Annotated in this window: 13 protein-coding genes; all 13 read right to left on the reverse strand. The window is 37.1% G+C overall.

What is annotated here, in order from left to right; translation table 11 throughout:
• Nucleotides 1-2 precede the first annotated feature (2 nt).
• Nucleotides 3-3,311: a DEAD/DEAH box helicase family protein gene (locus D1151_RS04365; protein ID WP_161908086.1), complete on the reverse strand. Its 3,309-nt coding sequence runs from the start codon at nt 3,309-3,311 to the stop codon at nt 3-5.
• 82 nt (nt 3,312-3,393) lie between these two features.
• Nucleotides 3,394-3,618: a hypothetical protein gene (locus tag D1151_RS04370; protein WP_161908087.1), complete on the reverse strand. Its 225-nt coding sequence runs from the start codon at nt 3,616-3,618 to the stop codon at nt 3,394-3,396.
• A gap of 2 nt (nt 3,619-3,620) precedes the next feature.
• Nucleotides 3,621-4,100, reverse strand: a complete 480-nt coding sequence (locus tag D1151_RS04375) for a DUF3990 domain-containing protein (RefSeq protein ID WP_161908088.1) — start codon at nt 4,098-4,100, stop codon at nt 3,621-3,623.
• On the reverse strand, nt 4,097-4,312 hold the full coding sequence (locus D1151_RS17315; RefSeq protein ID WP_161908089.1) for a DUF3791 domain-containing protein: 216 nt from the start codon (nt 4,310-4,312) through the stop codon (nt 4,097-4,099). The genes D1151_RS04375 and D1151_RS17315 overlap by 4 nt, the downstream gene beginning before the upstream one ends.
• A gap of 31 nt (nt 4,313-4,343) precedes the next feature.
• Nucleotides 4,344-5,333, reverse strand: coding sequence for a restriction endonuclease subunit S (locus tag D1151_RS04385; protein ID WP_161908090.1), 990 nt, complete (start codon nt 5,331-5,333; stop codon nt 4,344-4,346).
• Nucleotides 5,334-5,356: 23 nt separating this feature from the next.
• The gene (locus tag D1151_RS04390; RefSeq protein WP_161908091.1) at nt 5,357-5,632 is read right to left on the reverse strand and encodes a DUF2442 domain-containing protein; all 276 of its coding nucleotides are present in this window, start codon (nt 5,630-5,632) and stop codon (nt 5,357-5,359) included.
• A gap of 64 nt (nt 5,633-5,696) precedes the next feature.
• On the reverse strand, nt 5,697-6,665 hold the full coding sequence (xerA, locus tag D1151_RS04395; protein ID WP_161908092.1) for a site-specific tyrosine recombinase/integron integrase: 969 nt from the start codon (nt 6,663-6,665) through the stop codon (nt 5,697-5,699).
• A 52-nt stretch (nt 6,666-6,717) separates the two neighbouring features.
• The gene (locus D1151_RS04400) at nt 6,718-7,686 is read right to left on the reverse strand and encodes a translation initiation factor 2 (RefSeq protein ID WP_161908093.1); all 969 of its coding nucleotides are present in this window, start codon (nt 7,684-7,686) and stop codon (nt 6,718-6,720) included.
• Nucleotides 7,687-7,698: 12 nt separating this feature from the next.
• Nucleotides 7,699-8,157, reverse strand: a complete 459-nt coding sequence (locus D1151_RS04405) for a DUF4869 domain-containing protein (protein WP_161908094.1) — start codon at nt 8,155-8,157, stop codon at nt 7,699-7,701.
• A 76-nt stretch (nt 8,158-8,233) separates the two neighbouring features.
• Nucleotides 8,234-9,052 carry a DUF2971 domain-containing protein gene (locus tag D1151_RS04410; RefSeq protein ID WP_161908095.1) on the reverse strand — a complete coding sequence of 273 codons (819 nt, stop codon included), beginning with the start codon at nt 9,050-9,052 and terminating at the stop codon, nt 8,234-8,236.
• A gap of 78 nt (nt 9,053-9,130) precedes the next feature.
• A complete protein-coding gene (locus tag D1151_RS04415) occupies nt 9,131-9,322 on the reverse strand; it encodes a hypothetical protein (RefSeq protein ID WP_161908096.1) in 192 nt (63 codons plus the stop codon).
• A gap of 9 nt (nt 9,323-9,331) precedes the next feature.
• Nucleotides 9,332-10,462, reverse strand: a complete 1,131-nt coding sequence (locus tag D1151_RS04420; protein WP_161908097.1) for a restriction endonuclease subunit S — start codon at nt 10,460-10,462, stop codon at nt 9,332-9,334.
• A 72-nt stretch (nt 10,463-10,534) separates the two neighbouring features.
• On the reverse strand, nt 10,535-12,001 hold the full coding sequence (locus D1151_RS04425) for a class I SAM-dependent DNA methyltransferase (protein WP_330588280.1): 1,467 nt from the start codon (nt 11,999-12,001) through the stop codon (nt 10,535-10,537).
• Nucleotides 12,002-12,145 lie beyond the last annotated feature (144 nt).

Consider the following 12,145-nt stretch of genomic DNA (forward strand, 5'->3'; position numbering starts at 1 on the left):
CTTTACTGAACAGGTTTATGAACTCCGTTAATCAAATCCTTGATTAACGTCAATTTATCGCCAAAAAGGTCAACGACATTATAGTCACAGAATGGACTTACTTGCTGCAAATCCATAAATGTGATATCCCCGTTAGTTTTAGCATAATCTAAAATCTGATCCAAATACCCTCTCTGCATCTCACTCAACGTCTGGTCGCTTAGAATAGCGCCAAACTTGGTCTGTATCGCTTCATCAGCAATATCGGTTTGTAAGCGGATAAACGGTAACAGGGCTTTATTCTCCGACCACATATTAAACTCTGTGATAGTACCAAGCTGATTATAGAATATATCCTCTAACTCATTTTTCTCATCATCAGAAAGCATATCCAAATTTCTAATCTTTGCAAATACAGGATTTTGGCTGTTCTGTATATATTCCTCAGCTCTCTCAGCGTAGGACTTTTCAGGAGATGCCGCAGGCGTTTGCTCATCTATAATTTTGTCTGGAATATTTACAATCCAATAATTCTTTTTATCCGGAAGATATTGCATCAATCTCCTAAGCTGCTTACGGATATTCTCAGTCTTTTCAAGAGAAAAATTTTCATAAAGATAGTTACAATCCGTCATGTCTTTGATGAGCTGCTCATTTTTAACAACGTCTGGAATCGTCTTTAACTTTAGTAATTCCTTCATGCGAGTCGATATTGCATCAGAAACATTTATAAAACCATTTCTAATCTTCAGAGGATCCTTTCCCTCATCAATTTTCTGCTTATATTCGTCTTCTACCACATACATCAGCATATCAAAGCTTTTAATCTTCACGTGGTCTTTCTCCGCCGGAATCAACGATAAAATATGCTCTTCAATTTCTTGCTGCGTTATCTCCGTTATACCCACCCAGTTTTCTGCCGTTCTGTACTTACTAACAAAAGGCATATTGTACTGAACTTCAATCTCATCATTGTTTAAAGAGCGTATTTCAGCAACGAAATAGTCCTTTAAACTGTCCTGATATTTGCGTTCAAAGGCTGTGAGTTTTGAAGATTCTTGAAGCTGTTTCAATATGCTAAGCTTACGCTTATTTAAGTTGTAAGTCTGTGAATGACCGGTAAAAGACTTTGTATCTGCATTCATCGTCTTCCAGTTACCCTGCGTATTAAAATAGCCAAAGTTGTCAAAGTAGTCAAAAATAAGAAATCCTCGCTTATCCTCGCCCGGTCCAAAAACATCAGAAGACAGCCTTGTTCCTCTGCCAATCATCTGCAAGAATTTTATCTTAGACTTCACTGGTTTAAAAAACACAAGGTTTAGAATGTCAGGCACATCAATGCCCGTATCGAGCATATCTACACTAACAGCAATCTGTGGAAGACTGTCTCTTTGCTCAAACAGTTCTATCAAATTATCACTGTTTTCCACGTGACTGTCTATAAGGGCGCAAAAATTTTCCCCTGCACCCTCATAAAGATGATTAAACCGTTCTACGATTTTAGCAGCCTCAATATGACTATTTGCAAAAATGATAGTTTTTCCTAATTTATCACCACCATCAATTTTTAGTCCATTCTTCATAAGGTCACCAAGCATGGCATCTATTGTTCCAATATTGATAACCCGTCTTCCAACTTGCTTACCGTCAATTTCTGTTCCTGAAAAATCACTGAAAGCAGCATCTTCCGGCGTAAATTCCTCTTCAAATTGTTCCTTTTGCTCTTCTGTGAGGTCATCATATTTTATGCCTCTCTTCATCGCTTCAGTTGTTTTATCCAGTACACTAAAGCCTACAAGATATTTATCCGCTATGGCCTCTTCCAGTTCATACGCCATATCCGGTTCATTATTTTGAAGATTAAACACTTCGTAGGTACTTTTATTTTCCTCGCTTCTCGGGGTAGCTGTAAGCCCAAGCATAAGCGCATCAAAATAATGGAATAGCGCACCATATTTCTTAAAAATTGAACGATGTGCTTCATCAATAATGATAAGGTCAAATCTGCCGATTCCAAACTCCTTTGTATCATCATTAATCAGATTTATCATGGTCTGATATGTGGAGAATATGATTCTGGCATTCTCATCTTTCTCAAAATTTCCGCCGGCATAAATCGACGTTGATGCGTCCTGCAGCAGTTTATTAAAGTTCTTATGGGCCTGTTTCACCAGACTCGTGCGGTCTGCAAGAAAGAGAACATTTTTCACCCAATTTGCTTTCATAAGCACGTCTACTGCTGCTATTGACACTCTGGTTTTTCCGGTTCCTGTTGCCATTACAACAAGACTGTGACGACGAAAATCAGAAAAAGCATTACAGATCGCTTTTACCGCATTTTTTTGATAGTCGCGGTTTATAATTTCTTCATTGATGTCCGGATTTGTAATATCCGTACGAATACCTGCTCTGAGCTTCAAAAGCTCCAGCTCATCAACTGTATGAAAGTCAAATATGCGTCTTGCTTTGTATCCCAACTGGTCGATACAGTAGATGTGATATCCGTCAGTATAGTAGATAATCGGCTTATATCCATGCTTCTGCTCCATCAAATCAGCAATTTTAATTGCCTTATTTCTGCCGGAAACAGGATTCTTTTTCGTCTCAGTCTCTTCGATTATTGCAAGAGGCTTATTATCTCTTCCATTGAGAACATAGTCAATAAAGTCGCCACTATCATCTATCATGCAATTTATGCTGGCACAGCACGGCATCGCCTGATTTTCTACGCTGACAATCTTCCATCCTGCTTCACGCAAAGATGCCTTTATAAATAACTTTTTATTCTCATTTTCATCTCGACCGTGTTCTGTCGAAAAAACAGTTTTGCGCATTCTCTGTGCAAACTCTGCAACAATTTCAGGCTCAACGACAACCTTTTCTTTGCTTACCGCAACAGTTTTCTCCGGCTCTGGTTTCGCTCTTTTAGCCGGTGCTTCAAAGACAGGATAATCATCGACCACGCCAAACAACATCATCATTTCACCAACGAGAAAATGTAAATTTTCAACAACTTGCAATGCCTCCGCCGAAGTCAATTCACCCTGATGCGTCGCTACATTTCCCATCTTCCGAATGAAGTGAATCGAATTCATGATATAGTCATCGTTTATGTAATTGACGAATCTGTAATCGTCGACAATATCAAAAATGCTCCGGTTCTCCACTGGCTCAATTTTTGAGGCAAAAACCAGTTTAACCAAATATTCAAGAGCCTGTCTCGCCGACATGCCGCTTAGGTACGGTCTTGAATGTACAAGCTGCTCTGCATCGCTGCAAAATAGCGCAAGTTTTTTCATCTTTGGATTTTGTTTCAAATAATCAAAGTTCATTTTTATACCTCGTTGCTTATCCTAGATTCTAATTGTTACTTGACCTTCCATCTAATGCGTTCTCTTAGCTTTAGTTCATATTTTACACGAATAACTCTTTTTCGGTATCTATGAGTATTTCCGATAATACTTTATAGTCCAAGTATTGAATTCCCTCTTGCCCACGCTGGATTTTATCTGCTAATTTGCTATTATAATATATATCCATGGCTTTTTCATAAGTAAGATGGTTTATTTCCGCAAGATAAATGATAATTCTTTCTTCCAGATTCTCTTGATATACTCTTTCTAAAATTATTTCATCCATCTTCACACCTCATAGTATGACTCAAAACTCAGCAATCGGTCGATTGATTTTTGACTGATAAAAGCGATTTGATCATATGTAGGATAAACCTTTATTTCTTTCAGTGCACGCTCTTTGTCCCAGATTCCAGCCTGATACATGTCTACTACCCGGAACACTTTGTCATTTGCAACTTTACCAATAATAACATCATATTGTAAGTACTCATTTCCACAATCTCTACATGCACACACGAAATCAATCCATTCGCTTAGATCCTCTGAAAACACTTTATACAGTAAGCCTAAAGAATCTTCTTCCATCTGATATACATTGACAATCCCTTTTTCCTGCCCTAAAATATCTGCCTTTCGTCTAGCCCATCGTTCAGCTTGTTCTCTTACGGAAGTTGTATAGAAACCTTTGCCAAAGTCCAATGACCTAAAAGAATGCTCTATATCCGGTTTTTCGATAGCTATACTTGATCCATGATAAATAATCATATCAATATCCCCCTTGCATTAAGGTAATCGTTAATATCTTCTACTATATACTGCGTGCTTTGCGTATGAAGAATCTCATAATTGGGCACTAAAAAATTTGTTATACAATTTGCTGTTTGCATTTTCTTGTATACTACAGACGGACTCACACCCCATTTATTTGCACACGCATGAATCATATATACAATAAATGACAATACGTCTTTCGTCATATCATTTTCCTTTCATTCTTCAATTGGTTTACTAATTGTAACATGCTCTTCTTTCTAATACAACTTTTGATTTGTCGACTTGCCTCTTAAAATCCACGAATTGCTGCTGCAGAGCCATTGAAGGAAGTATGTATCGAAAATTCATAAAAGGCTTTTGTGTGATTTTCTTCAAATCTCCAGCATCCTGAAACCTCGAAAAATCAATATGCTGCATAAGATCACATAAAAACATCAGATTAAATTTATCTTTATCATACTTGCTGATATACATTGCATTATCAGTTATCCATAATGGACCCTCAGCATAATGAACATTTCCACTTTGGAAGCCAACACGTCCAACCACCAACGTATCGTCTGCTATCAAAGGCTTATCTGTGAACCAAGAAATTCCATTCCCCCCATATGCCGGAATCCCTGCCTTATATCTTTTCTTTTCCGATACAGCCTTACCGTTTGAAAGTTTGAAAAAACTGTCTCCTAATACCGTAAGAAACTTCTTGTCATTTAGCACCGGATCACCAAAGAGTTCTACAAATCGGGCTTTTACCAATTCGTCTAGTTTCTCAGTTTTAATTTTATAGTGATGAATAATTGCTTTTGCACTCTCAAGAATACTCACAATTTTTTTCTGTTCTGATACTGATGGAACTAAAAGCTGAGCATCAGTCAAATTCGCAAGTTTAATATACTTGATTATTCCACCTATCGACTGTCCCCTTAACGTGTCAATATAACCTTCAAGGAAATAATATATATAAGGAACAATTATTCTTTCTTTATCAGTGCTTTCAATGATGTAAGTTCTTTGATACGCATCAAATTTCCCATCATAATATTTGACATTTAAGTCTCCATTTCCCGCAACTAAAACGCATTCGCAATCATAGCTATATGCGTCTATTTTTAGTGGCTCCATTGCACAAGTAAAAAAGGGGAATTCTCCATTTTCTGACGAAGCATTTGCATCAAGTTTTCCTGTTCTTATCCTTGTTAATGTTCCCAACCTAATTCTATCCATCCATTATCTTCGCAAATCCAAATTTATGCGATTTCCTCTTTTACTGTCTCAAGCATATACAATGTATCTGGATCAATATCAATACAATTAGAGCTATCCCTATTACCCGACACATCCCATGCCAAAGTGTCATTCATTATCATGCAAGATTTAATAAAAAAATCAATTTCTCTTAAAACGGCAAACACTTCTTTTTCAAGGAGAGGCTTTACATCATAGCACACAATTTTACCATCTTCAAAATACACATAAACCGTATGTCCCTCTGTTGGAACAACCTGAACAATTTTAGGGAACATGTTTTTCCTCCTATTACGGTTCTTTACCTCTAATCAATCATCTTTTCAAAAGCCCTCACTTTCCTTATCCCATGATTTTCTGGTGTGAGTTCTTTACATTCGCCTGATTTACCATGGCGTACTGCATGGTTGTATCAATTTGGGAATGCCCTAATATTTTCTGCACCTGCTCTATCGGCATGCCTTTATCAATTGCCCTCGTCGCCATGGTTCGTCTGAATTTATGCGGGTGAATTCTATCCAGCGCAACACTTCGCCCAAGTTCTCTTACTCGAATTTCCACACCGCTTATTTTCAGCCTGCGATGGGGTGCATTCAGTGTCACAAATAAGGCTGCTTCTTCGTCCTTTCGGCTTTCTATGTACTCCTTCAAATGAACTTTGGCTTTTGCGTCAAAATATACACGCCGCTCTTTATCACCTTTGCCGTAAACTACACATTCACGCCGTTCAAGATCTATATCTTCAATATTCAAATTCACAAGTTCCCCAACTCGCATTCCGGTCGAATACAGCAAGTCTATCATGGCAAGATCTCGACTTTCCCTGCAGCAGTCACGAAGCCGTTCGATTCCCTCATCGGAAATAACACTTTTCACTACCGTTTTCGTCTTTATCTTGTGAATCCGCTTCATCGGACTCTTTAAAATATAGTCTTCTTCCTCAAGCCAAGAAAAAAAGCTTGAAATGTTTCTACGTATATTATCAATTGTTACATTGGAGCAGTTATTAATTTTTTGATAATCAGCCAGATATTCTCGCATTTCCTCTGTCGTGATTCTCCGCACAGAGCACTCCACTTTCGAAATCAAATGGGTAATTGTCTTGTTGTAATAGTCTATCGTCCGATCCGAACAGCCTTCGATTCGCTTTGCATCGAGGAACATCTTTAGATACTCGCTATTATCAATTTCAGTCTTTTCAGCCTCACTTTCAGCAAAAGCTTTCAGCATAACTTCCTGCAGTTTTTTCATTTGGCTGACATTCAAATATTCAGCCATCTCATTGAGAATTGTTACAATTTTTTCTTCCATGTCAGTATACCTCTTTCCTTTTTAGTATACCAACATCCCTGCGACCGAAAAATTATTTAAGCCATAAGTCTGGCATTACATTTATAATAGCTGTTTGCTCCTTTGTATTCAGGTACGCCTTGTTCAGTGAACTTTTGCTATACTTCAAATATGCCGTATCACTGGTTTTGTTCACTAGCAAAGCAGTAAAGAACTGCTCCCAGCTGAAGTACGCTTTGCTTTCAATGTAATCAAAAGGTGCATCCAAAATTTCCTGGATTTCACGCTCCTGCAAAATTCCTGACTTTAAAATCATCCATTCAAAAGATTCCGGAAGATAGATAATCAGATTTTTAACCTTTTGCAGCGACAGCACTCTTTCAATTTCAGGTCCAAAGGCTGCGCCATCGGCTATTACCAATGCTGTCGAATAGGGCTGATTCAAAAGTTCTTGATAAATTCCGCTTTTCCCTTGTGCCGAAACACAAGGTATATCGTATTTTGAAAAAAAGTCTGCAAAGAACTGATAGCCCGCATTGGAATCTTCTACTACTACAAGCTCCGGTTTCGGAATGGATTCTACATGCACATCGCATAAATTGTAAAACTCTGCATATAAACGCTTTGTTCCCTGATAGCGGTTTCCGGCTGTATTTCTAATTCCATAAATCTCATTCACACTGTATGGCAGATTGAATAAAGGTGCTCTCGTTGCAATGACATAATAATTATCCGTTCCCTGAATTGCGCTTGCAAACTCATCAGTAAGCACAAATCTATCACCTTCATCAATAAATACAATGCTGTCATAAATCAAAGACAAATTTTCTTGCCAGCGCAGTCCTGTCAGTACAGTGCACGATTTCTCACAATTGAGGGTAATACCGCTTGCTTCACCATTCTGCTGATAAGATGCAATCATATCAATCAAAGTGGTTTTTCCTGTCGCGCTGTCACCCTTTAAAACCGTAATGTTTCTTTCAATTGAAAACTTATATTGCAGACGGCGATTTTTTACCACTACGGTATACTTTCCTTTCACTTTCTCACCGCCTTACAAATACATGCCCGCAGACAAGATATATTCCTGCATGTTGCTAACCACTTTACCGTTATTCATGATTTTAAATTCAAAAGGCTTTTCACCAAAGTCCATTAAGTGCCGTAAATTAATTACAATATCTTCATCTGAACGCTTGGCAAGCTTTAAAATCCACTTTGCACAGTTATCTCCGCAAGTAGACGCATTAAAAATCTTAGACGCATCATGCTGGATAAGCAGCAAAGTTTTTACTCCACCGGATAACTGTTTAACAGGAATCACACCTAATGCTCTGCTGTCAACAGCATTAGGACTAATTACCTTTGCCTGATCTATATTTTTAATCATCTTTTGAGAAAACTCATCTGTAATCCAAGCATCTAAATACGTATTGTCAAAATATACACTTGTATTATAGACATAATTGGGAAAGTCCGCTTCCGGCATTTCTCCAAAATATATGTTTAGCATTATCTATCACCTCAAAATTAGTATTCACAGATTATCAGTAAAAATGCTTCTGAAACAAAGCAGGTGCAAGTAGCATTTATTCTTTAATAACAGCATCATACAATTCATCCAATTCATAAATTTTGTTTTCAGGAAAATCATCTTGAATAAGATAATATCTTGCCCTATTTTTATCAGCTTTTATATCAAAAATGACACAATTTTTAGGTATACATTTCAATAAAGATTTTTTATCTACCGGTTTAACATTTTCGCCAAAAATAACCGTAAGAATCTCTTTTGAAGAAAAGCAAAAATAATCTTCATTTTCATCGTCACTTACTTCTTTGAGTATGCGATATTCATTTTCATAAGACCAATCCTTATTTTTCCAACAATACTCATTTTTGACGGCATCATCAATATCTACCGACCAAAATTGTTTTTTATCGATTGTATTCGAATATCCCAATTTTTGTATTGAACTAAAACTCTCATATGTGTGAAATCCAATGCAAATCCCATTCCCCTCGGATGCATAATGTGCCCAAAGTGGTGCAGAAAAACAGTCTTTAGAAAGTGAAAGAATTCTAGTATTTCCAATCCTTTGTCTAAATCTTTCCTTATCTTTGTCATCTTCGTCAGAAAGAAAATTTACATTTCCGCCCTCAAATGGATCATTTAAGCTACTTGCTTTAGGAAAAAATAATCGTGCTTTTTCAAAAATATCAATCGCTCGGCTAAGATTCGCTTCTGTGTCTATCCCCCTATATTTGAATACCATGCAAGGCCGTTGACTCTGCCAATGTTCAAAAGTTTCTTTAGGGCTTCTACGATTACATTCGTATTTTTCATACTCCTCTGCAATTCCTTCACTCATTTCAATATCATATTCCGTAGGGGTAAATTTCTTCATAATAATCCAAAACACTCTCTTGCATTATACTATCAAATAAAAACACATCTTTCAAGGATTTCCGTACTCAACTCTTGCTCATCTACCTATACCTCGAATCAAATCTAGAAACATAATATTCTCCACCATCCTAGCAATCTCTTCTAATAGCTTTTCCTGTTCCCTTGGATTTAATTTGCGAATTGATTCAATTGCCTGTATTACATCTTTCTTAGCTTTATTATAATCATTTGTTGGTTCAATTACTGGCTTTAATTGAAAATCTGTCATAAAGTCTCCTTATCCAAAATATTCCTGCATTAAACTATCAAATAAAAGTTGTGCTTCGTCCAGTGCTTTCTGCACTGCAACTTTTGATTTGTTGACTTGTTCGACGAAGGCAGCGAATTGCTGTTGAAGTTCTATTGGAGGAATATATATTGCTATCGCTTGCAATTCTTTTGCGTTGATATTAGCTTGATTTACTGCACCTTTAGCCATACTTCTAAGTTTTTCCTTTACTGACTTGGTATTCATAAAACAAGATAAAACCAAAGGTTTCAATATAGGTTTTAGTCTGACTCTAATAATATATCCCGCAATAACCATTTCCTCATCTTCATCAAAAACACAGGTTTTACCAACAAGTTCAACACTATTTGTCCTATTGAACAGCACATCCCCTTTCCGTACAATGCACTTTTCAATCTCGCTCTTTGGAATATCAATTCTTTTAAGGTCTGTTAAATCTAAATGACCATCATAAGTCAAATTATTCATTCTTAAATAGGGATACCTGCCTGTCTCAACAGCAGGTCTACTTGTTCCATACCTTACCTCTGTTACTATATCACCAATAGTCGCCATTTCCCATTTTTTAGGATTATCTATTGGATCCCCAAACATCTCTACAAATCGGGCTTTTACCAATTCGTCTAGTCTAGCAAGTTGAGTTTGGTTATACTCGATAATTTTCTGAATCTTATTAAGGATTAATACAATTTCTTCTTGTTTCTGTATATTTGGATATCGGATTTTAGCATTTTTCAACCATTTGAAGTGCCTACTATATCCCGTATTTGGTATTTTCGTATTCTTAAGCGCATAATAGAGATATTTATAATTTGCATCCTCTAATTTAGACTTCAACACTTTAGTACCATCTGCTCCCAGAAAAAAAGGAGTATCTATATATTTAATCGTTCTAGTATGATCCCCAAATATTATAACAGGAACATCTGTAAAAAGTCCCTCGCTATTATCAGTATATCCTGCAATTTTTGCTTGTCCCTGATCTACAATAATATTTTTGCCTTGTTCGCAATATTCACTAGTTTTTATTTTTACTCCATATTTAGTGCAATCAATAAATATCTCATCAAACGTTTTCATCAATTCAACTACAAATCCAAATTTTGCGTTTCCTTTCATTTTATTTGCCCTTAGCACCGTTTCTTCACAAAACTTTCGCTCCACAGGCAATACAAACTTTTAGTTATTGTTCTATAATTCCAGCAGCTTCTCAAGCTCCTTTAACTCTGACTCAATCTGCTGATTTAGTTCTTTAATCTCTGCCATGATTTCGCTTGTCGGCGGATATTCTACCGGAATATACTCTGTTTTCTTGTACTTGTTAATAGACAAATCATAATCATTGTCTTTAATTTCATCTATCGGTACAAAAAAGCTTTGCTCCGTCCGCTCCCGCGCATCCTCTTTATCAAGACTATGGAACCGTTCAATAATATCAGGAATATCACTATTGTCTATCGGCGAACGTTTGTCATCTAAGCTGAAACCATCCGATTTCATATCATAAAACCAAACTTTATCGGTACCACCGGTTCCTGTCTTAGTGAAAATAAGAATTGCAGTCGAAACACCTGCATAAGGCTTAAATACACCGCTCGGCATAGAAATGACTGCTTCAAGTCGGTTATTTTCAACAATTTCTTTACGCACTGCCTTGTGTGCTTTGGATGAACCAAATAAAACCCCGTCCGGAACAATAGACGCACATCTTCCACCCACTTTAAGGGACTTTAAAAATAGTGCAAGGAATAAAAGTTCCGTTTTCTTTGTCGACGCAAGAGCCAATAAGTCCTTTGCGATAGTTTCTTTATCAAGTGAACCGGTAAAAGGTGGATTTGTCATGATGAGCGAGTATTCGTCTCTATGTGTGTTATCTTCGGAAAGGGAGTCCTGCCAGCTAATGTTCGGTGCTTCAACCCCATGAAGCATCATGTTCATCGCACCGATGCGCAACATCGTCTGGTCAGTGTCAAAACCAGAAAACATGGTCGTTGCATAGTGTTTCTTGTTCTCCGTTTTCATCAGTTCAGTTTCATAGTTTTCCGAAATATATCTTGCCGCCTCACAAATGAATCCAGCAGATCCCATTGCAGGGTCGCAAATTGTGTCTTCAAGACCTGGTTTCATCAGTTCAGCCATCATTCTTATGATATGACGCGGCGTTCTGAACTGCCCGTTCGTTCCACTGGTAGCCATCTGTGAAAGCAGATATTCATATACATCTCCCATGATATCTTTATTGTCCAAATCGAGACTGTCTAAAGCGTCTACAACGCGCACTAACACCCTAGGAGTCGGCACAAGAAAAAGTGCATCTTTCATATACTTAGCAAATGCCGTATCCTTTCCTGCATGCAGTTCTTCCTTAATAAAAGGAAAAACTTTGTCTGTCATGTTCCTAAACATGGCATCTGCTTCAAAATGTCTAAATTTATGCCAACGGCAGCACTGATGTTCTTCATCAAAAACCGGATTGACAACCGGCATATCAAATGCTGCTGCATTAGCTTCCTTCTTTAGCTCATTATCATCAAGAATTTTTATAAACATAAGGTATGTAATCTGTTCAATTACAGTCAGCGGATTTGTCATTCCACTCGACCAAAAAATATCCCAAATTCCGTCAATTTTGTTTTTCAATTCGCCAGTAATCATCATACTATCTCCTCTACAAATCTTATTTTATTATGACAGATTTTTACTCTAAACTCAAGCCCTTTGTTAATACCCATCCCCTTCCAACATGATAAATGCAATTTCCGATAAAAAAATCTATATAACCGTTGGTTATGTGAGGAAAAC

Origin of the sequence: Emergencia sp. 1XD21-10 (assembly GCF_009936045.1) — a bacterium.
Classification (GTDB): Bacteria; Bacillota; Clostridia; order Peptostreptococcales; family Anaerovoracaceae; genus Senimuribacter; species Senimuribacter intestinalis.

Bases quoted from the DNA above. Each gene is read 5' to 3' on its own strand.
- D1151_RS04365 (WP_161908086.1), bottom strand. From the start codon at position 3,311: ATGAACTTTGATTATTTGAAACAAAATCCAAAGATGAAAAAACTTGCG.
- D1151_RS04370 (WP_161908087.1), bottom strand. From the start codon at position 3,618: ATGGATGAAATAATTTTAGAAAGAGTATATCAAGAGAATCTGGAAGAA.
- D1151_RS04375 (WP_161908088.1), bottom strand. From the start codon at position 4,100: ATGATTATTTATCATGGATCAAGTATAGCTATCGAAAAACCGGATATA.
- D1151_RS17315 (WP_161908089.1), bottom strand. From the start codon at position 4,312: ATGACGAAAGACGTATTGTCATTTATTGTATATATGATTCATGCGTGT.
- D1151_RS04385 (WP_161908090.1), bottom strand. From the start codon at position 5,333: ATGGATAGAATTAGGTTGGGAACATTAACAAGGATAAGAACAGGAAAA.
- D1151_RS04390 (WP_161908091.1), bottom strand. From the start codon at position 5,632: ATGTTCCCTAAAATTGTTCAGGTTGTTCCAACAGAGGGACATACGGTT.
- xerA (WP_161908092.1), bottom strand. From the start codon at position 6,665: ATGGAAGAAAAAATTGTAACAATTCTCAATGAGATGGCTGAATATTTG.
- D1151_RS04405 (WP_161908094.1), bottom strand. From the start codon at position 8,157: ATGCTAAACATATATTTTGGAGAAATGCCGGAAGCGGACTTTCCCAAT.
- D1151_RS04410 (WP_161908095.1), bottom strand. From the start codon at position 9,052: ATGAAGAAATTTACCCCTACGGAATATGATATTGAAATGAGTGAAGGA.
- D1151_RS04415 (WP_161908096.1), bottom strand. From the start codon at position 9,322: ATGACAGATTTTCAATTAAAGCCAGTAATTGAACCAACAAATGATTAT.
- D1151_RS04420 (WP_161908097.1), bottom strand. From the start codon at position 10,462: ATGAAAGGAAACGCAAAATTTGGATTTGTAGTTGAATTGATGAAAACG.
- D1151_RS04425 (WP_330588280.1), bottom strand. From the start codon at position 12,001: ATGATGATTACTGGCGAATTGAAAAACAAAATTGACGGAATTTGGGAT.